Origin of the sequence: Bradyrhizobium sp. sGM-13 (genome assembly GCF_018398875.1) — a bacterium.
Classification (GTDB): Bacteria; Pseudomonadota; Alphaproteobacteria; order Rhizobiales; family Xanthobacteraceae; genus Bradyrhizobium.
Window position 1 is genome coordinate 252,768 of the sequence record NZ_JAGWDK010000010.1, and the last position, 19,077, is coordinate 271,844.

Annotated in this window: 18 protein-coding genes; 7 read left to right on the forward strand and 11 right to left on the reverse strand. The window is 62.7% G+C overall.

Annotated features, from left to right (window positions below; genetic code table 11):
- Window positions 1–5 precede the first annotated feature (5 nt).
- Complete coding sequence (gene nirD / locus KJQ96_RS17840) at window positions 6–341, reverse strand: nitrite reductase small subunit NirD (protein ID WP_213287878.1); 336 nt, start codon at window positions 339–341, stop codon at window positions 6–8.
- On the reverse strand, window positions 338–2,797 hold the full coding sequence (gene nirB, locus KJQ96_RS17845; RefSeq protein ID WP_213287879.1) for a nitrite reductase large subunit NirB: 2,460 nt from the start codon (window positions 2,795–2,797) through the stop codon (window positions 338–340). The genes nirD and nirB overlap by 4 nt, the downstream gene beginning before the upstream one ends.
- 652 nt (window positions 2,798–3,449) lie before the next feature.
- Here nirB and KJQ96_RS17850 point away from each other — a divergent pair.
- Together KJQ96_RS17850 and KJQ96_RS41740 are read left to right on the forward strand one after the other, a co-directional pair.
- Window positions 3,450–4,709 (forward strand): MFS transporter, encoded by a 1,260-nt coding sequence (locus tag KJQ96_RS17850; RefSeq protein WP_213287880.1) that lies wholly within the window; start codon window positions 3,450–3,452, stop codon window positions 4,707–4,709.
- A gap of 33 nt (window positions 4,710–4,742) precedes the next feature.
- On the forward strand, window positions 4,743–6,455 hold the full coding sequence (locus KJQ96_RS41740; RefSeq protein WP_309142430.1) for a bifunctional protein-serine/threonine kinase/phosphatase: 1,713 nt from the start codon (window positions 4,743–4,745) through the stop codon (window positions 6,453–6,455).
- Between the two features lie 70 nt (window positions 6,456–6,525).
- On the opposite strand, the gene KJQ96_RS17860 is transcribed toward KJQ96_RS41740, so the two are convergent.
- From KJQ96_RS17860 to KJQ96_RS17890, 7 genes are all read right to left on the reverse strand, one after another.
- Window positions 6,526–7,962 carry an NAD-dependent succinate-semialdehyde dehydrogenase gene (locus KJQ96_RS17860; RefSeq protein WP_213287881.1) on the reverse strand — a complete coding sequence of 479 codons (1,437 nt, stop codon included), beginning with the start codon at window positions 7,960–7,962 and terminating at the stop codon, window positions 6,526–6,528.
- 96 nt (window positions 7,963–8,058) lie between these two features.
- Window positions 8,059–8,718, reverse strand: a complete 660-nt coding sequence (locus tag KJQ96_RS17865) for an ATP-binding cassette domain-containing protein (RefSeq protein WP_213287882.1) — start codon at window positions 8,716–8,718, stop codon at window positions 8,059–8,061.
- Window positions 8,718–9,419, reverse strand: coding sequence for an ABC transporter ATP-binding protein (locus KJQ96_RS17870; RefSeq protein ID WP_213287883.1), 702 nt, complete (start codon window positions 9,417–9,419; stop codon window positions 8,718–8,720). Before KJQ96_RS17870 ends, KJQ96_RS17865 begins: the two co-directional genes overlap by 1 nt.
- A complete protein-coding gene (locus KJQ96_RS17875; RefSeq protein WP_213287884.1) occupies window positions 9,416–10,159 on the reverse strand; it encodes an ABC transporter ATP-binding protein in 744 nt (247 codons plus the stop codon). Before KJQ96_RS17875 ends, KJQ96_RS17870 begins: the two co-directional genes overlap by 4 nt.
- On the reverse strand, window positions 10,150–11,193 hold the full coding sequence (locus KJQ96_RS17880) for a branched-chain amino acid ABC transporter permease (protein WP_213287885.1): 1,044 nt from the start codon (window positions 11,191–11,193) through the stop codon (window positions 10,150–10,152). Before KJQ96_RS17880 ends, KJQ96_RS17875 begins: the two co-directional genes overlap by 10 nt.
- A 2-nt stretch (window positions 11,194–11,195) precedes the next feature.
- Window positions 11,196–12,116: a branched-chain amino acid ABC transporter permease gene (locus KJQ96_RS17885; protein ID WP_213287886.1), complete on the reverse strand. Its 921-nt coding sequence runs from the start codon at window positions 12,114–12,116 to the stop codon at window positions 11,196–11,198.
- Between the two features lie 71 nt (window positions 12,117–12,187).
- Window positions 12,188–13,483, reverse strand: a complete 1,296-nt coding sequence (locus KJQ96_RS17890; protein ID WP_249734155.1) for an ABC transporter substrate-binding protein — start codon at window positions 13,481–13,483, stop codon at window positions 12,188–12,190.
- 133 nt (window positions 13,484–13,616) lie between these two features.
- Here KJQ96_RS17890 and KJQ96_RS17895 point away from each other — a divergent pair, with 133 nt between their 5' ends.
- Window positions 13,617–14,453, forward strand: coding sequence for a MurR/RpiR family transcriptional regulator (locus tag KJQ96_RS17895; RefSeq protein WP_213287887.1), 837 nt, complete (start codon window positions 13,617–13,619; stop codon window positions 14,451–14,453).
- Window positions 14,454–14,481: 28 nt separating this feature from the next.
- Complete coding sequence (locus tag KJQ96_RS17900; protein WP_213287888.1) at window positions 14,482–15,306, forward strand: SDR family NAD(P)-dependent oxidoreductase; 825 nt, start codon at window positions 14,482–14,484, stop codon at window positions 15,304–15,306.
- Between the two features lie 35 nt (window positions 15,307–15,341).
- Here the strand turns inward: KJQ96_RS17900 and ald are convergent, their stop codons facing one another.
- Complete coding sequence (gene ald, locus KJQ96_RS17905; protein ID WP_213287889.1) at window positions 15,342–16,457, reverse strand: alanine dehydrogenase; 1,116 nt, start codon at window positions 16,455–16,457, stop codon at window positions 15,342–15,344.
- 140 nt (window positions 16,458–16,597) lie between these two features.
- Here ald and KJQ96_RS17910 point away from each other — a divergent pair, with 140 nt between their 5' ends.
- Together KJQ96_RS17910 and KJQ96_RS40260 are read left to right on the forward strand one after the other, a co-directional pair.
- Window positions 16,598–17,071, forward strand: coding sequence for an Lrp/AsnC family transcriptional regulator (locus KJQ96_RS17910; RefSeq protein ID WP_035727413.1), 474 nt, complete (start codon window positions 16,598–16,600; stop codon window positions 17,069–17,071).
- A gap of 219 nt (window positions 17,072–17,290) precedes the next feature.
- Window positions 17,291–17,479, forward strand: coding sequence for a hypothetical protein (locus KJQ96_RS40260; protein WP_249734156.1), 189 nt, complete (start codon window positions 17,291–17,293; stop codon window positions 17,477–17,479).
- 45 nt (window positions 17,480–17,524) lie between these two features.
- Here KJQ96_RS40260 and KJQ96_RS17915 read toward each other — a convergent pair whose 3' ends face one another.
- Entirely contained in the window at window positions 17,525–18,727 is a 1,203-nt protein-coding gene (locus KJQ96_RS17915) for an SDR family NAD(P)-dependent oxidoreductase (RefSeq protein WP_249734157.1), read from the reverse strand.
- On the opposite strand from KJQ96_RS17915, the gene KJQ96_RS17920 reads away from it, so the two are divergent.
- The gene (locus tag KJQ96_RS17920; protein WP_213287890.1) at window positions 18,636–19,076 is read left to right on the forward strand and encodes a CBS domain-containing protein; all 441 of its coding nucleotides are present in this window, start codon (window positions 18,636–18,638) and stop codon (window positions 19,074–19,076) included. The genes KJQ96_RS17915 and KJQ96_RS17920 overlap by 92 nt on opposite strands.
- Window position 19,077 lies beyond the last annotated feature (1 nt).

Here is a 19,077-nt window from a genome sequence, read left to right on the forward strand (position 1 = left end):
CACCCTCACTCGGCGGGCACAGCCGTTGCCGTTTGGACGCTAAGCCAGACCATGCCGTTCTCCACTTTGGTCGGGTGCGCGCGCGTGCATCCCTCGTCGGGCGCGACCGCCATGCCGCTTCTGAGCTCGATGACGAAATTGTGCAGCGGACAGGTGACGCGCTTGTTGTGGACGATGCCTTGCGACAACGGTCCGCCCTTGTGCGGACAGCGGTCATCGAGCGCGAACACCTCGTCCTCGCTGGTCCGGAATACTGCAATGTCTCCGGAGGCCGTCCTCACCACGCGCGAGCCGAGAACGGGAATGTCGTTCAACGCCCCGATTTCGATCCATTTGGTCATGCGAGTTCGAGCTCCGCCAACGGGGTGAATTCGTTACGGTCGACGCCGCGCTGGGCGCGCGCCGCCCAGGGATCGCTCTGCGAGAATTGCTGCGAATAGGCGAAACGGCTGAACAGCGCCTTGCGGTTGGCGACATCGTCGACCACCTGCTTGCGGATCGCGTCGAGGCCGACCCGATCGCACCACTTGTACATGCGCTCCAGATACCAGCCCTGTTCGCGATAGAGCTGCGTCAGCGCAGCGATGATTTCGAGCGTCTCCTCCTCCGTCGCTGCCTTGGCCAGGAATTCGGTTCCCTTGATGTGAAGACCGGCAGCGCCGGCGAAATGGATCTCGAATCCGGAATCGACGCAGACGACGCCGACGTCCTTGCAGGTTGCTTCCGCGCAGTTACGCGGACAACCGGAGACCGCAAGCTTCACCTTGGCCGGCGTCCACGAACCCCACATGAACTTTTCGAGCTTGATACCGAGGCCGGTCGAATCCTGCGTGCCGAAACGGCACCATTCCGATCCGACACAAGTCTTCACCGTGCGCAATCCCTTGGCATAGGCATGGCCCGACACCATCCCTGCATTATTGAGATCGGCCCAGACCGCGGGCAGGTCCTCCTTCTTTACGCCCAGAAGATCGATGCGCTGTCCGCCGGTCACCTTGACGGTCGGAATCTTGAACTTGTCCGCGACGTCGGCAATGGCGCGCAGTTCATCCGGCGTCGTGACGCCGCCCCACATCCGCGGCACGACAGAGTACGTTCCGTCCTTCTGGATATTGGCGTGGACGCGCTCGTTGATATAGCGCGACTGCTGATCATCGCGATACTCGCCGGGCCAGGTGGCGAGCAGATAATAGTTCAGGGCAGGCCGGCAGGAGTGGCATCCGTTCGGCGTTTTCCAGTCCATGAACTTCATGACATCGGGGATGATTTTCAATCCATTCTCGACGATGACGCGGCGCGCGTCATCGTGGCTGTGATCGGTGCACGCGCACATCGGCTTGACCTTCGGCGCCGCCGAATAGTCGCCGCCGAGCGTGAAAGCGAGAACCTGCTCGACCAGGCCGGTACAGGAGCCGCACGACGACGACGCCTTGGTGTGGGCACGCACGTCGTCGATCGTGAAGAGCTTCTTTTCGCTGATTGCCTTGACGATCGTTCCCTTGCAGACGCCGTTGCATCCGCAGATTTCCGTATCATCGCTCATGGCGGCGACCGAGTTCTTGCCGCTATGGCCGCCGTCGCCGAGATTGGCGGCACCGAACACCAGCCGCTCGCGCATCTGCGAAACGTCGGTGCCGTCGCGCAGATGCTGGAAGTACCACGGGCCGTCGATGGTATCGCCATAGAGCACGGCGCCGACGATCTTCTTGTCGCGCAGGATGATGCGCTTGTAGACGCCGCGGGAGGCGTCCTGCATGACGATCTCTTCCTTGTCCGCACCCGGCGCGAAGTCGCCGGCGGAGAACAGGTCGATCCCGGTCACCTTCAGTTTGGTCGAAACCACCGACCCGTCATAGGTGGCGAAACCCTTCATGGCGAGGTGGTTGGCGCAGACCTTGGCCTGGTCGAACAAGGGAGCCACGAGCCCGTAGGTCTGGCGCCGGTGCTGCACGCATTCGCCGACGGCGTAGATTCGGCCGTCGTAGGTCTGCATGGTGTCGGAGACCACGATGCCGCGCTCGCAATAGAGGCCTGCCTTACGCGCCAGCTCGATATTCGGGCGGATGCCGACCGCCATCACGACCAGATCCGCAGGGATCTCCTCGCCGTCGGCGAAGCGCACAGCGGTTACGCGATCCTCGCCGAGAATCGCCTCCGTTTGCGCCGGCATCTTGAACACCATGCCGCGCTCTTCCAGCGACTTGCGCAGCAATCCGCCCGCGACCTGATCGAGCTGGCGCTCCATCAGCGTGTCGAGCAGATGCACGACGGTGACGTTCATGCCGCGCTTCATCAGGCCGTTGGCCGCTTCGAGGCCAAGCAGACCGCCGCCGATCACGACGGCGTTCTTGAAGCTCGTCGAGGCTTGGACCATGTGCTCGACGTCCTGGATATCGCGAAAGCCGATGACGCCCCGGAGATCCTTGCCCGGAAGCGGCAACATGATCGGGTTCGAGCCGGTGGCGATCAGCAGGCGATCGTAGGGTACCCGCGCGCCCTCTCTCGTCACGACTTCGCAGGTACGCCGATCGATCATCTCGATCATCTCGCCCTTGCGCAGCGTGATCCCGTTGTCCTCGTACCACTGCTCCGTGTTGAGCATGATGTCGTCGACGGTCTTCTCGCCGGCAAGCACGGGCGACAGCAGAATCCGGTTGTAGTTGCCGTATGGCTCGGAGCCGAACACGGTGATGTCATAGAGATGGGGCGCACGGTCCAGCAGCAATTCCACGGTGCGGATGCCGGCCATGCCGTTGCCGATCACAACCAACTTCGGCTTGTTTACTTTGTCGAGCATGCTCTGCCTTCTAATTCAGGTTCCGATGGCCCCGCTCGGCGACGCAACTCTGCATCGTCGATTGGCGAGAATTATTGATGATTGAGGAGCGCCCATCGGCGGGCAGAGTATCGTCGACTATGACGATCGATATCTCATGTATTCAAGAGACGTGCCAACGCCGAACCCGTAATTCTTCGGGCGCAACACAGCGCTTCAGTCGATTAATCGTGAACTGGCTGCACCATCGCGTGCATAGATGCCCAAAAAATCACCCGTACGGGCTATCCGTTGTGCACAACCGGAATACTTCACCATGACTCGATGGCAATGTGCCCGTGGAAATAGCACGGCGCGGACTGGCGGGTTTCAGGAGAGCCTTCTCCGTTAATACTTCGCACAGCATAATAAAACACCACACTGCTCGTTCGAGCGGCTGGTTTTGCCAACAAACGGAGCAGCGGCCGCATTCGCGGCAGTTTGGGCGCACCTGGCAAGGTACTGCAAATACACGCCAAGTGGCGCGCTTGTTTGTCTGGCACGTGAATTGCTGACGCTGAGACCTAGAGTGCGTCTCAACGACGAGCCGACTCGCTTCCCAAATTCCGTCTCTTTGTGCCGAGATCACCGCGCGGCCCGCGCGGTATCACAGGCCGCTGTTCGAGGCTGCTCGATGAAGTTTGCTGAATTCAAGAAGGCCGGCCATTGGCCCACGCTACTCGCCGCCTTTCTCTATTTCGACATAAGCTTCATGGCTTGGGTCGCGCTCGGTCCATTGATCGTCTACATCGTGCATGACATGAACCTGGCCGTCGACGAGAAGTTCACGCTCGTTGCCATCCCGGTTCTGGCCGGCGCACTGCTGCGCGTGCCGATGGGTATTCTCGCCGATCTGTTCGGCGCCAAGCGGACCGGAATTGTCGCGCAACTCGTCGTCATCGCCGCGACGTCCTGGGTTTGCTACTTCGGACTCCCGAGCAAGCTGTCGGTCGAAATCTTCGGTCTCGCGCTCGGCATCGGCGGCGCTTCGTTCGCGGTGGCACTGCCGCAGGCGAGCCGCTGGTATCCGCCGCAATATCAAGGCGTGGTGATGGGTATCGCCGGCGCCGGCAACATGGGTGTCGTGCTCGACACGATGTTCGCGCCGACGATTGCCGAGCTTTGGGGCTGGCAAGCCGTGTTCGGCGTGCTGCTCGTTCCGATGGTGCTGATCCTCGCCTACTACGCCTATGCCGCCAAGGACGCGCCCGGAGAGCGCAAACCGATCTCGCTGAAGGCTTATGGCACGTTGCTGCGCGATCCCGACAGCCGCTGGTTCATGTTCTTCTACTTCATCACCTTCGGCGGCTTCGTCGGACTGGCCAACGCGTTGCCGCTGTATTTCACTGTGCAATATCACGTATCAGGCGTCGCGGCGGGTCTGCTGGTTTCCTTGATCGTTGCTTTCGGCTCGGGTTTCCGCCCCGTCGGCGGCCTGATCGCCGACCGCATCGGCGGCATCCGTTCATTGTCGATGTTTTTTGGCGTCGTCGTGGCGGCATATCTCGTCATCGCCTTCATGCCGGAGGGGCCGGCCGCACCAGCGGCTGCGGGTTGGGCGCTCACCGAAATGCCGCGGATCGCCTGGCTGTCGGTGCTGCTGTTCTCGATCGGAGTCCTCGCGCTCGGCATGGGCAATGGCGCCGTGTTTCAGCTCATTCCGCTCCGCTTCCGCCAGGAGATCGGCCTGATGACCGGCATGGTGGGTTGTGCCGGAGGCATCGGCGGCTTCTTCCTTGCCAAGGCCCTCGGCATTGCCAAGGGAATGACCGGCGGCTTCGGCCCGGGCTTCCTGTTTTTCGGCCTGCTGGCATTGCTTGGTTTCCTGGGACTTGCCATGGTCAAGGTGCGCTGGCGCACCACATGGGGCGCCGCATCGGGAGCGCGGGTCTGACGGCGCGCGCTGCCAAATTGACAGGTCGCGCGGGTGACAATCGGTTCGCAGCGGAATCTCGGGGTTCGTGTCGGCTTCGTCAGCGAGACCGGCAAGCGCTCCGCCAATGAGGATTATGTCGGGACCTGTCTCGGCCGATCTGGTGTGAGCAACCGCGACATCGTCGCCGCCGTCGCCGATGGTGTCGGCGGATACAAGGGCGGGCGCGAGGCTGCAGAGCTTGCGGTTCGTTGCTTCATCGACGCCTATTATTCCCTCCCCGAGACGCTCGGCGTACGCCGCCGGGCATCGCGCTCGCTGGAAGCCGCCAATAGCTGGATCTATACGCAAGGCCGCACCGATCCCCGCCTCAGCGGCATGAGTTGCGCCTTCTCGTCGATCATCCTGTCACGGCGGCTTTGCCACATCATTCACATCGGCGATACCCGCGCCTATCGCCTGAGCGAGGGGCGGCTGGAGCAGCTGACCACCGACCACATTGCCGGACGCGGTGATCTGGCTCACCTGCTCAACCGCGCCATCGGCTTCGAGGATTTTGCCCGCTTCGACTACGCCACCGTCGGGTTGCGGCAGCACGATAGGCTGCTGATCTGCAGCGACGGCGTCCATGGCGTACTAGCCGATCACCGCCTGCAGCTATTGTTGAGCGAGCGCACCTCGCCGGAAGAATCCGCTCGCGCACTCGTCGACGCGGCGCTGGATGCCGGCTCCACCGACAACATGACCGCGTTGGTGCTCGATGTCGTCGACCTGCCTCCTGCCGACCGGGACGAGCTCACTCACTCGATCGCGACGCTTCCGATTCTGGATTTGCCTGCGACGGGCGACGTGATCGATGCTTTCACGCTCGGCGAGATACTGTCAGACGGCCGCTACAGCCGACTGTTCAAGGCGATCGACAAGCGGCAGGGCCGCGAAGTCGTGCTGAAGTTTCCGCATCCGCGCGTGGCCAGTGAGGGCTCCTATCGCCTCGCCTTCGTCCGCGAGGCATGGGTCGCGGCCCGCGTGCGCAGCCTTTGGATCGGAGAGATCATCGAACTGCCTGCCGAGCGGCAGAGCCGTCTCTATTCGGTGATGCCGCTCTACGAAGGCGAGACGCTGGAACAGCGCCTCAAACGTTCGCCGCAGCTTTCGTTGGCCGAAGGCATCGGCATCGCGACCAAGCTGGCGCGCGCGGTTGCCACCCTGCACCGCGCCGGCATCATCCATCGCGACATCAAGCCCGACAACGTGATCCTGTTGAAGGCCGGCGGATTGCGGCTGGTCGACCTTGGCGTCGCGCGCGTGCCGTTGCTCGAGGACTTCCCGGCGGAGGATATTCCGGGCACGCCAAGCTACATGGCGCCGGAGTTGTTCAGCGGGCGGCCCGGCGACGAGCTTTCCGATCTCTATGCGCTCGGCGTCACCGTGTACCGGATGTTCACCGCCGCCTATCCCTACGGCGAAATCGAACCGTTCTCGCGGCCTCGCTTCGGCAAGCCAACCTACCTCTCGCGCTATCGCCCCGATCTGCCGGCCTGGCTGGACGCGGTGGTCGGCAAGGCGCTCAACGTCGATCGTGCGCAACGCTACGGCGACGTCATCGAATTCTCGCACGAGCTCGAAAACGGCGCGATGTGGGCGAAACCTGCCGTCACGTCACGGCGCTCGCTCTACGAGCGCGACCCGCTGGTGTTCTGGAAGAGCCTGTCGGCGGGCCTCGTCGTGCTCGTCATCCTGCTGCTTGCATGGATCGTAAAAAATTAGCCCGACGCTCGGGTGGAGCGTCGGGCCATATCATGGGCGAAGCAAACGGGGCTGGCTTCGCCAGCCTGGTTCACACCCCGGTCTGGGTGATGAACTTGGTATTGAAATAGCCCTCCATCGCCTCGGTGCCACCTTCCGAGCCATAGCCGGAATCCTTGACGCCGCCGAACGGCACTTCGGGCAGGGCCAGACCAAAACTGTTGATCGAGACCATGCCGGCTTCGATTGCCGCGCCGATCGCGGTCGCCGTCTTGGTCGAGCTGGTAAAGGCGTAGGACGCGAGACCGAACGGCAAGCGGTTGGCCTCCTCGGCTACCTCGTCGAAGGTGGAGAATCGCGAGATCAGCGCCAGCGGCCCGAACGGCTCCTCGTTCATGGCGCGCGCATCCTTCGGCACGTCGCTGACGACCGTCGGCTCGAAGAAGTAGCCCTTGTTGCCGACGCGGTGGCCGCCGGTCTCGAGCTTGGCGCCCTTGCCGACCGCATCCTGCACCATGCCCTCGATGGCGGTGACGCGGCGCGGATTGGCGAGCGACCCCATCTTCGAGTCGGGATCGAGACCATTGCCGACCTTCATCGACTTGGCGCCTTCGACGAACTTGTCGACGAATTCACGGAACACGTCGTCCTGCACCAGCATGCGCGTCGGCGAGATGCAGACCTGGCCGGCATTGCGGTACTTCGCTGCGGCCAGAATCTTGGCCGCCGACGACACGTCGGCGTCCTTGAACACGATGGCCGGCGCGTGGCCGCCCAGCTCCATGGTGGCGCGCTTCATGTGCAGGCCCGCCAAGGCGGAGAGCTGTTTGCCCACAACGGTGGAGCCGGTGAAGGAAATCTTGCGGATCACCGGATGCGGAATGAGATATTCCGAAATCTCCGACGGCACGCCGTAGACCAGATTGATGACGCCGTCAGGCACGCCCGCATCGACGAATGCCTTGATCAGTTGCGCAGGCGACGCCGGCGTTTCCTCGGGCGCCTTGACGATGATCGAACAGCCGGCCGCGAGCCCCGCGGAGAGCTTGCGAACCACTTGGTTGATCGGGAAATTCCACGGCGTAAACGCCGCAACCGGGCCGACCGGCTCCTTGACGGCGATCTGGTAGATGCCGGGGCCGCGCGCCGGGATCACCCGGCCATAGGCGCGCTTGGCTTCTTCGGCGAACCACTCGATGACGTCGGCGGCGGCCATGGCCTCCATCTTGGCCTCGGCCAGCGTCTTGCCCTGCTCCATCGTCAACAGCGGCGCGATCTCGTCATTGCGCTCGCGCATGATCGCGGCCGCCTTGCGCATGATCTTGCAGCGGTCGAACGGCGCCACCGCGCGCCAGACCTTAAATCCCTTGGCGGCGGCTTCCAGCGCCTCGTCAAGATCGGCACGGTCGGCATGCGCAACGGTGCCGATCGTTTCCTCGGTCGCCGGGTTGAGCACGGCGATGGTCTTGCCAGACTGGCTCGGACGCCATTTGCCGTTGATGAAGAGTTGGGTATTGGAATATGCCACGAGATTTTCTCCCTGAGCTTATTGGTCGCCAAATGGCGCGCGCGGCGGAAATCAGGCGCCTATATGATGGAAGCCCGATCGAATTGCAAAGCCGATTCAACGATGCGCGGCCGCGCGGCCGACGCATAGCGCTTCCGCGGCCCGCGTCATTTCCGGGCCCAGATAGCTCCGGAACCGGGGCTCGCGGGTGAGCGCCGCAAAATCCGGCTGTCGCGTGACCCCACCGTCCGCGACCAGTAGATATTGCTCAGCGATTTCGGCCAGGATTTCCAGGTGCCAGGCCGCAGTCGGATGCAGGCACACCACCACGAGCCGCCCCTCCGCGCGCAGTTTGCGGAAGAAATCGAGCATAAAGCCGATATAGCCGTCCTGCAGGTTGAATTGCGGCTCGTCGAACAGATGCACCATCGGCGCCGGCGTCGGCGACTTTTCGAGGAGTATCGATGGCACCAGCTTGCGGAAGCGGCGTACCTGATAGGTCTGGTGATAATGGATCGCGAGGCGGTCGCGTTCGCGGTACTTGACCTTATGGATATCTGTGCCGGCGACATAAACGCGGCCGGACGATGGCGCATTCGAGCCAGTCATCATTTCGAACAGCGTCGTCTTGCCGGCCCCGTTCGGGCCGACCACGCCGATAACAGCGGGTCGGTCGATCACGAGATTGGCTTCAAGTGTGAACGTCGGCCGGCGCACTACGCGGCCACGCGTGTAGACCTTGCGGACCTGATCGAGGACGAGCAGCGGCGAGGCCATCAGTGAACTCCAAGCAGGCGTTGGCGCAAGCCGCGGTCGTCACGAAGCGTCGCGGCATCTCCGTTCCAGGCGATCCGGCCGCGGTCGATAACGGCGGCTTGGTCGGCGACCGACAGCGCGATCTCGGCATTCTGCTCGACCACGAGTGAGGCGACGCCCTCGTTCCGCAGCCTGCGGATGGTCGCAAGCACGTCACCAACGATTTTCGGCGCGAGCCCCTGGCTCGGCTCGTCGAACAGGATCAGTCCGGGCGATCCGACAAGCGCACGCGCGATCGCCACCATTTGCATCTCGCCGCCCGACAGGTTTTCGCATTCGCGTTCCATCAGGTATTCGAGCGGCGAGAAGATTTCGCACGCCTCCTTGACGGTCCAGCTCCGGAATTTCGTCCGCTTCTGCGCAATGCCGAGATTGCGCGCCACCGAGAGCGTCGGACACAGCCGACGATCGTCGGGCACCCAGCCGATCCCGCCGCGCGCGATTTCATGCGTCGGGCTATGCGTGACCTCGCGGCCGTCGAACCTGACGGCGCCTCGGCGCGGACGGGTCAATCCCAGGATCGAGCGCAGCATCGTGGTCTTGCCGGCGCCGTTAGGGCCCAACAGCGCAAATACCTTGCCGCGCTCGACAGATAGCGATGCGCCAAACAGCGCCTGCGTCTCACCGTAGAACGTATCGACCGCCTCTACCTGGAGAATCATGCGAACCGCCCGAGGTTAGAGCGCTTGACCCATTCGTTCTGCTGCAGCTCGTGCGGCGCGCCGCGCGCGACGACTTGGCCCCAATGGATCACGGAAATACGGTCAGCCAGCGAAAACAGGAATTCCATGTCGTGCTCGATGGCCACGATCGTGAGCTTGCCCTTGAGCCGGCCAACCAGCGTCGCGAGGCGCTGTACGCCGTCGGAGCCAAGCCCGGAGGTTGGCTCGTCCAGGCACAACGCGCGGGGTCCCTGCCCCAGCGCGACCGCGATCTCGAGCGCACGGCGATCGCCATAGCTGAGATCCTTGGCGCGGGTATCGCCCTTGTCGGCAAGGCCAACGGTAACAAGTATCTCGGAAGCCTTCTCGGCAAACCCGCGATCGCCGGCAACGGCGCGGTGCATATCGAATCCGCGGGCGCGAAAGCCCGGCAGGCCGACCATGACATTCTCGCGCGCGGAAAACTCGTCGAACAGTGTCATGATCTGGAACGAGCGGGCGACGCCTTTGGCTGCAATGCGATGCGAACTCAGCCCCGTCACATCCTCGCCGTCGAACCGAATCGAGCCACGGCTCGGCTTGACGCGGCCGGTGAGCACGTTGAAGAATGTGGTCTTGCCGGCGCCGTTCGGCCCCATCAGGCCGTGGAACTCCCCCTCGGGTACTGTCAGGTCGATGCTTTCAAGCACGACGCGGTCGCCGAAGCGAACATGAACGCCGGAAACTTCGATCAGCGCCATCGTCCGCCTCCGACCAAGAGACGCAGCGCAGTGCCGCCTTGCTTCCGCATCGAATTTAACGACCGGTTCTGCCACGCGGCCATGACGGCTCCGGCAACCCCCTCAGGCCGGAAGAGCACGACCGCGATGAACAGCAGCCCGAAATAAAGCATCCAGGCGTTCGTCATGGCGCCGATCACGTCGCGCGCGATCAGGAACAGAAACACGCCGATGACAGGACCCCAGAAGCTGACGAGGCCGCCGCCGACCAGCGTCATCATCACGACGTAGCCGGACTGATGCAGGCTCATTACATCAGGGAACGCCGCAAGCTGCGCCATCGCGAACAGGCCGCCGGCAAATCCTGATACCGCCGCCGACAGCGCGAAGATCGACGCCTTGTAGAGCCACACATTATAGCCGAGATGCGCAGCGCGGATTTCGCTCTGCTTGATCGCCGCGATAACCCGGCCATAGGGTGAATGCACCAGCCGCCACAGCGCGATAACAGCGATTCCGAAGACCATGAGGACAAAATAGTAGAATGCCACATTGCCGGCGAGATCGAACGACGCAAACCCAAAATCGGCGGGCAGCCGCGCGATCTTCAGCAGCCCATCCTCGCCGCCCGTGACCTTGTGCGACTTGATCGCAAGCGTCCAGAAAATCTGGCCAAAGGCGATGGTCATGAACGCATAGTAGATGCCCCGCCGGTGCGAGATGAATAGCGCGACCAGCGCGCCGGCCAAACCCGCGACTGCAAATGCAGCCGCAAGGCAGACCCAGAGATTGGCGACGACATTGAACTGGCAGAGGCCGAAAGCGTAGGCTCCAATGCCGAAATAGGCGCCGTGGCCGAATGACGGCAGGCCGGCGGTTCCCAGCACGAGATTGAACGCGAGCGCATAGAGTGACCAGATCAGGATCTCGATCCCGAGATAGGGATAGAGGCCGGCGCGCCCGATCCAGAGCGGCACGGTGGCCAGCACCAGCCACAGCACCAGCATGGTCGGCGTGATGAGCCGCGCGGAATTGGATTGCGGTGTTGGGATCATCTTCAGGCCTCGAGCACGCTTTTCTTGCCCCAGAGCCCGCGCGCCCTGAACGTCACGACCGCCACCAGCAACACGTACATCGATAGCAACGACCACTCGGAGGCGTAGGCGCCGGACAGACCGACGGCGAGCCCGACCAGAAGGCCGGCAACGACCGCGCCCCAGAAACTGCCGACGCCGCCGAGCACGATTACCAGGAATGCCGGAATGACGGCGTCGACGCCCATGTGCGGACGTATGCCCCAGATCGGCGCCACGATAATGCCGGCGATGGCCGCCAGCATGGTGCCGAACACGAAGACGAGCAGCCGCAGCCGCGTCAGGTTGATGCCGAGCGCGCGCACGATTTCGCTGTCATGCGCACCCGCCTTCACGGTGGCGCCGAACGAGGTCTTTTCGATCAGGAGCCAGACCAGGCCGATGACCGCGACTGCAATGCCCGCGGCATAGAAGCGGTAGGTCGACCAGATCAGATCGCCGAAGATAAAACCGCCATTGACCGCTTGCGGCACCTGCAACACGTAGTCGCGCGTGCCCCAGGTCAGGCGGATCATCTCCTCGATCACCATAGCAGCGCCAAAGGTCAGCAGCAAACCGTAAAGCGGATCCTTGCCGTAGGTCCGGCGCATGCAGAATTCGATGGCGATCCCGACGACGCCGACCGCAGCCGGCGCCAGGATCAGTGTCGCGGCGTAGCGCCAGCCGAGCGGCAATGCCAGCCAGGACTGCGCAAGGTCAGCCGGGAACGGCGGGCGCGGCCCCATCAGTTGCATGGCGAAATAGGCGCCGAGCGCGAACAGCGAGCCGTGCGCCAGATTGATCTGCTCCATGAGGCCCACGATCAGCATGAATCCGAGCGCGATCAACGCGAACAGGAGGCCGAGCGTGAGGCCGTTGAGGATGTGCGGCAGAAGATCGAACAAGCTGCATTCTCGTATTGCTGTTGCAGGGCAGCGGGCACACGACGCGCCCGCTGCGAATTCAAGCGGCGAACTCAGGAATCAACCGTAGGAATCTGCTCGTAGGGGACCAGCTTGCACTTGGCCTGCGCATCGGTATCGGCCACAGCCTTTGGCTCGGTCCAACTGATGATTTCGTACAGATCGGTCTTGTCCGCAGGCTTGGGATTGCGCCGCGCCAGATAGATCGTCTGCTGCATCTGGTGCGTCACCGGATCCATGTAGGCATCAAAATGCTGCATACGGTCAGTCGCCGAGACCTTCAGATTCTCAAGCTCCTTGATGATCTTGACGTTGTTGGTCGAGCCGGCGCGCTCGATCGCGCGTAGCAATTCCCGTGTGGCCATGTAGCCGTTGTAGGAAACATTGCCGGGCACCGGAATCGAGCCCTCCTTGTTGGTGGCCTGCCATTTCTTGACGAAATCAGCGACGCCAGGCAGCGCCAGCTTGTGATACCAGGTGGTGCCGAACACACCGAACAGGCTGTCGGGCGAGCCCCAGACGTCAGGCCAGTCCTGCTGGTTGTTGATCCAGGCAGGTTTACCGTCGAGCTTGAGCTGGGCTACCTGCTCGCGCAGCGCCTTGATGTCGTCGCCGCCGATCGCGGTTGCCACGACATCCGGCTTCGCCTGCTGGATCTTCAAGAGATAGGCCGTGAAGTCGCGGGTGTTCTGCGGCACCAGCAGATTGTCGACGACCTTGCCGCCGGCGGCTTCGACCTGCGCTTTCGTCGCCGCCGAGGTGGTGTGGCCCCACACATAATCATTCGTGAGCAGCATCCAGTTCTTGCCGATCGAATTGACGGCGTTCGCGACCGACGCCTTGGAGAAATTGGTGCCGTTGCCGTCCCAGACAAACTTGATACGCGAGCAGTTCTCCCCTGCCTCGCTGGGGGCCGACGAATTCGTGTTCAGGTAGATGACGCCATTCTTGGCAGCGACCTGAGTGATGGCATTGGCGACGCCCGAATGCACCGCGCCGATCAGGATGGTGCAGTCTTCTCTTGTGATGAACCGCTCGGCGAGGCGGCTGCCGGTGGCCGGCGTTGTTTCGGTATCAGCCGTGATCCAGGTGATCTTGCGGCCAAGCACGCCGCCTTTGGTGTTGGCCTCGTCGATCGCCATCTGGATTCCGCGCAGATCGTCCTGCCCGCTGTTGCCGTATTGACCACTGGCATCGCAGGTCAGGCCGAGCTTGATCGGCTTGGCGGCGCCTTGCGCCCAGACACGGTTTTCCTTCCACGGTCCGAAGTAACTCGCCGTTCCGGCAAGGAAGCTGGCCATCAGGCTGCCCTGCAGAACGCTCCGCCGCGAAATTTCACGTCGTTTCATGGCTCCCTCCCAACCGCTTATTTTGTTGTTGCGGTCCATAGAATGAACGTTCTATTCTAAATGTAAAGTGGAATATTTGAACCAGAGACCAGAACAAGCGGCGAAACGGCCGCAATCGGGTAAAGTTGACACCATGAACAAGCCTGCCGGTACGGCGATGAGTTACGACGAGTTGCGTGGGACGATCGCCCAACGGCATCGCGCCTTGTCTGGACGCCTGCAGCAGATCGCGGAATTCGTGCTCGATCATCCGATCGATGTCGCATTGGGCACGGTCGCGGAGATTGCGGAGCGTTCCGGCGTGCCGCCGTCGGCCATCGTCCGTTTCGCGCGCGCCCTCGGCTTCGGCGGCTTTACTCAGATGCAGGAAGTGTTCCGCTCGCGCCTCGTGGCCGGCGTGGCGCCCAGCTACAAGGCGCGGCTGGCGCGGATGAAGAGCGAGGAGAAGTCCGTCCTCGGCCGCAAGCCCGCGGCAGTGCTGGGGCGCTTCGTGGCGGAAGCGCAATCGGCCCTGGTAACGCTCAGCCAATCCGCCCATGAGCGCCAACTCGAAGCTGCCATCAAGATATTGGCGAAGGCGCGCGACATTTATCTGCTGGGCCTCGGCGGCTCGTTTCCAGTAGCAACGCATCTGGCTTATGTGCTGCGGAAACTGGGGCGGCGCGTGGTGTTGCTGGATGGGACCGGCGGCAGCATCCACGAACAATCGCATCCGGCCACTTCCGAAGACGCGCTGGTCGCGATCAGCTTCCGCAACTATTACCCTGATACGGCGCGGCTGTTTCCCGAACTAGTGGCGCGCAACGTGCCGGCGATCTCCATCACCGACAGTTTGCTGAGCCCGATCGTTGAAGGCGCCTCGGTTGTATTCGAAATTCAGGACATGCCGGAGCCGGCGCTGCGCACTCTGGTCGCGCCGATGTGCCTCGTGCAGGCGCTCGCGATCGGCCTCGATCTCGCCGCGAACTGACATTTCGGGAAAATCAGGAGAGGACGTCATGGCATCACGGGGCGACGCGCGGTCGCTGAAGGGAAAGGTTGCGTTGGTCACCGGTGCTGGCCGCGGGCTAGGCCGCGCGTTCGCCGAACGGCTGGCGGCCATGGGCGCCGATGTCGCCATCCACGGGATGCGCGAACAGGGCCCAGCCGAATATGGCGAGGGATCGACGCTGACGGCGGTCGCGGAAGCGGTGGCCGCGGCGCATGGGGTACGCACTATCCGCGTACTCGGCGACCTTACGCAAGGCGCCGACATCGCGCGTGTCGTCGAGACCACGACGAAGCAATTGGGTCCGATCGACATTTTGGTTCACAATGCAGGTGGCGATATTGCGGCCAAAGGCGGCAAGCCGGATCCGAACGACGCCGTCGGCATTCGCGAAGAGGATGTTCGCGCGGTGCTCGATCGCAACCTGCTCTCAACCATCCTGACCTGCCAGGCGGTGGCCAAGGAAATGATGCCGAGGCGTCAGGGCCGCATCGTCACCATCGGTTCGGTCGCAGCCTTCAAGGGCCGCACAAACGGCTCGATCTATGCGGTTGCGAAAGCCGGCATGACGCATTACACGCGTTGCCTCGCCGATCAGCTCCGATCCTATGACATCACCGTGAACTGCATAGCCCCCGGCGACACCCGCACCGGCCGCTTCATGGGCACGCGCGCGGTGGATCAGAACCGGATGGTGGAAGCCGGCACACTCGATCGCATCGCGACCGTCGACGAAGTCGCGCGCGTCGTCGAGGTGTTCGCAGGTCCGTTGGGCGCGTTCGTCTCAGGCCAGGTGCTGCGCGTGGATGGCGGAGGACAGTGCTGGGCGGCGTGAAGGCGGGGCCAAGAACTTCGTAAGGCGAGTCGGCGTCACGCCGCCAAAATCCTTTCGGGTGCCGCTGCAGGCAAATTCTGGCTGTCGGCGACCGCGCGATTGGTGATCTGTCCGCGGTGCACATTGAGTCCGGCGCGCAGATGCGGATCCTCGATCAGGGCGCGGATGCCCTTTTCAGCCAGCGCAAGGCCGAACGGCAGCGTGGCATTGTTGAGCGCATGGCTCGACGTCACCGGCACCGCGCCCGGCATGTTGGCGACGCAATAGTGCACGATCTCGTCGACGAGATAGGTCGGCGCCTGATGGGTCGTCGGCCGCGACGTCTCGAAGCAGCCGCCCTGGTCAATCGCAACGTCGACCAGTACGGCACGGTATTTCATGCGGCCGAGATGCGCGCGCGAGACGAGCTTCGGCGCGCTGGCGCCCGGCACCAGCACGGCGCCGATGACGACGTCGGCCGCAATGACTTCCTCTTCGATCGCCTCCAGCGTTGCATAACGCGTGCGCACGCGCCCCTGGAACATCTCGTCGAGAACGCGAAGGCGCGGCAGCGAGCGGTCCAGGATGACGATGTCGGCGCCGAGCCCTGCGGCCATCCGCGCGGCATGCGTGCCGACCACGCCACCGCCGATCACCGCGATCCTGCTCGGGGCCACGCCGGGCACCCCGCCGATCAGCTTGCCCATTCCGTCCGCCGATTTCCGCAAGGCAGCGCCCGCCGCCTCGATCGCCAACCGTCCCGCCACTTCGCTCATCGGCGCAAGCAAGGGAAGCCCTCCATGGGAGTCCGTCACCGTCTCGTAAGCGATCGCCGTGCAGCCGGATGCCAGAAGCCCCTTGGTCTGCGCCGCATCCGGCGCAAGGTGCAAATAGGTAAAGAGAATCTGATTGTCGCGAAGCTGGCGCCATTCGCTCGGCTGCGGCTCCTTGACCTTGACCACCATGTCGGCGGTGGCGAAGATTTCCGCGGCCGTATCCACGATTGCAGCGCCGGCCGAACGGTAGACGTCATCACTTGCGCCAATGCCGATCCCCGCGCCCTGCTCGACGATCACCTCGTGCCCCCGCGTCACATATTCCCGTACCGAAGCCGGCGTCAGACCAACGCGATATTCCTCGACCTTGATCTCCCTGGGCACACCGATCCGCATGGGCTTGCTCCTGTTCGAGGCTATCAGACTGCAGATAGAATACTTCTGACTTGGCAACGCTTTTCGGCGAATTGCGGCTTGCTGGACGCGATCTACGCACATATTCTGCACGTTAGCCCTATAAATTGGTGACTTATAGCGTGGATGAACTGGATCGCATTGATTACCGGATTCTAACCGAGCTCCTCGCTGACGCCCGGGCGAGCCAGATCGAGCTCGCCGAAAAGGTCGGACTATCGCCGACTGCCTGCGCGCGCCGCATCCGCCAACTCGAGGAACGTGGGATTATCAGGGGCTATCGCGCCGATCTCGAGCCGACTGCGCTCGGGCTCGTCACGACGGTCGTCGTCACCATCACGCTGGAAAAACAGAGCGAGGATTACCTGGCCGCATTCGAAGCAGCGATCGCCCGCTGTCCGGATGTCGTGTCCTGTCACTTGATGTCAGGCAGCGACGATTATCACTTGCAGGTCATCGCACGCGACATCGCGGACTTCGAACGCATCCACAAGCAACATCTTTCACGGATGCCTGGGGTGGCGCGCATCCACTCGAGCTTTGCGATGCGCGAGGTGGTGCGCAGGGCCATACCCGACACAGCATTGCGGCGCTAGCAGCCTCTTCGATCAGCTCGACGCAATCAGCACATCCAGCCTACCAACGCATAGAAGCGACGGCGAAGCGCCAGTCGTTTTCAGCGTTGTCCGGCGTATTGCGTTCCGATGCTGCCAACCGGACCAAACGCGACTTGACAGAACGCTAATCCGCCGTATGTTACGTTATAACATAACGTACATGTGAACCAAAGATGCTTTCCGCGACGGGGACCCTGCATGGGCGAAATCGTTCGGCTTGTTCCGAAGCCAGAGCTCGAGCGGGCTCGTTTAATTCGAGAGGCTCGCGCGATATACGACAGCATATTTCCGTCGACCGATGCGGTGACCGAGCATCCGGATGATCGCCTCAGCCAAGGGACGCAATCGGGCAGAAAGGCCTTGCTCCGGGCGGTACCGGTGCTCTGACCACCAGCGAGTCGATCGCGACCGGCATTCTGTTCGCAGCCTCATCTAGTGCATGCGGTTCTCGACGGGCTTGCCCTTGAGGCCGTCGTGCGAGTGCCTGAGATCGAGCGTCGGCTTGGGTTGCTCCCTCACAAAGCTCGGCACCATCTCCCCTGGACCACCCTTCGCAATCGTGGTGCCGCCGTCAGCAAATATCAGCGCCCCTGTTACGAAGCTCGCCTCATCCGACGCGGCGAACGCAAAGACATTGGCCATCTCCTCCGGGGTGCCGCGCCGACCGAGCACGGTACCGGCAAGAGTCTGCTTCTCCATCTGCTCGTTCATCGGCCCGGTCTCCTTGTGCGTCCAGGCCGTATCGATGGGGCCAGGGCACACACAGAGGGCGCGCACGCCGTGCTTGCCCTGTTCGTAGGCCACGCCGCGCATGAACGCGTGAAGGAAGCCCTTCGAACCACCGTAGGGCGCCGCCGTCGGCTCACCCATTTCGCCGGCCTCCGATCCCGTCGAAATCACGACACCCCGCGCGGGCTTCAGATGCGGCAGCGCAAACTTCGTCATCAGGAATGCAGAACGGACATTGTTACGCACGATGTAGTCGAACATCTCGACCGAATGATCCTGGCATTCGGCAATTTCAGGAAAGACGCCGGCATGGTTGATCAGGATGTCGAGCCTGCCGAATGCGTCGATCGCCAGAGCGATGCAGGCTTGCGCATCCACCTCGTCCGCAACATCGCCAAGAAAGGGTTCGGCCACGCCGCCGCGCGCCCGGATGGCATGGACGACGTCCTCCACCGGATCGGTGGGCAGTCCGGCAACAATGACTTTCGCACCTTCTCGCGCAAATTTATGGGCGATAGCTTCGCCGATTCCCGTCGCCGCACCTGTCACGATTGATGATTTTCCGTTCAGCCGTCCCGCCATCGTCATCCGCTCCGCTTTGCTCTGGTCCAAGCGTTGAACACACTCGTACGCGCGATGTTCCGCGGCGCGCGTGGAACGACCGCCGCGGTTTCTGCCGCGGGCGCCGAATGAACCCGTTTCTTCGCGAGTGCTGCAGAAGCCGCAACACCGAGATTCCGGTCGATAGAGGGAACGTCCGCTTGCAAATTTCGTTGGCGGCCTATCAGCAAAAATACAAAAGAGGAGGCTCGAGATGAGAGTTTGCGATGCCATGACCACGAACGTGCAGCTCTGCTCTCCGCAGGACAGCATCAGGGATGCAGCCGAGGCGATGGCGACGCTCAATATCGGACTGTTGCCGGTCGCTGAAAATGATCGGTTGGTGGGAATGATCTCCGACCGTGATATTGCGACGCGCGGCATGGCGATGGGCCGAAGTCCGGATGCGCCGGTGCGCGACGTCATGACAGCAGATGTCAAATACTGTTTCGAAGACCAGGATATCGATGAAGTCACTCGCAACATGACCGACATTCAGGTGCGGCGGTTGCCGGTGCTCACTCGAAACAAGCGGCTGGTCGGCATCATTGCGCTCGGCGATATCGCGGTTTCCAAGCCGGGTGACGGCGCCGCTACTGCGCTGCATGGAATTTCGCGGCCGGGCGGGCAACATGCAGGCGCGGTCACCGGCTGAG

What these genes read in the sequence shown, in the direction of transcription:
- nirD (WP_213287878.1), bottom strand. Translation starts at nt 341, where the DNA reads ATGACCAAATGGATCGAAATCGGGGCGTTGAACGACATTCCCGTTCTC.
- nirB (WP_213287879.1), bottom strand. Translation starts at nt 2,797, where the DNA reads ATGCTCGACAAAGTAAACAAGCCGAAGTTGGTTGTGATCGGCAACGGC.
- KJQ96_RS17850 (WP_213287880.1), top strand. Translation starts at nt 3,450, where the DNA reads ATGAAGTTTGCTGAATTCAAGAAGGCCGGCCATTGGCCCACGCTACTC.
- KJQ96_RS17865 (WP_213287882.1), bottom strand. Translation starts at nt 8,718, where the DNA reads ATGGCCTCGCCGCTGCTCGTCCTCGATCAGGTCCGCAAGGTCTACACG.
- KJQ96_RS17870 (WP_213287883.1), bottom strand. Translation starts at nt 9,419, where the DNA reads ATGATTCTCCAGGTAGAGGCGGTCGATACGTTCTACGGTGAGACGCAG.
- KJQ96_RS17875 (WP_213287884.1), bottom strand. Translation starts at nt 10,159, where the DNA reads ATGGCGCTGATCGAAGTTTCCGGCGTTCATGTTCGCTTCGGCGACCGC.
- KJQ96_RS17880 (WP_213287885.1), bottom strand. Translation starts at nt 11,193, where the DNA reads ATGATCCCAACACCGCAATCCAATTCCGCGCGGCTCATCACGCCGACC.
- KJQ96_RS17890 (WP_249734155.1), bottom strand. Translation starts at nt 13,483, where the DNA reads ATGAAACGACGTGAAATTTCGCGGCGGAGCGTTCTGCAGGGCAGCCTG.
- KJQ96_RS17895 (WP_213287887.1), top strand. Translation starts at nt 13,617, where the DNA reads ATGAACAAGCCTGCCGGTACGGCGATGAGTTACGACGAGTTGCGTGGG.
- KJQ96_RS17900 (WP_213287888.1), top strand. Translation starts at nt 14,482, where the DNA reads ATGGCATCACGGGGCGACGCGCGGTCGCTGAAGGGAAAGGTTGCGTTG.
- ald (WP_213287889.1), bottom strand. Translation starts at nt 16,457, where the DNA reads ATGCGGATCGGTGTGCCCAGGGAGATCAAGGTCGAGGAATATCGCGTT.
- KJQ96_RS40260 (WP_249734156.1), top strand. Translation starts at nt 17,291, where the DNA reads ATGGGCGAAATCGTTCGGCTTGTTCCGAAGCCAGAGCTCGAGCGGGCT.
- KJQ96_RS17920 (WP_213287890.1), top strand. Translation starts at nt 18,636, where the DNA reads ATGAGAGTTTGCGATGCCATGACCACGAACGTGCAGCTCTGCTCTCCG.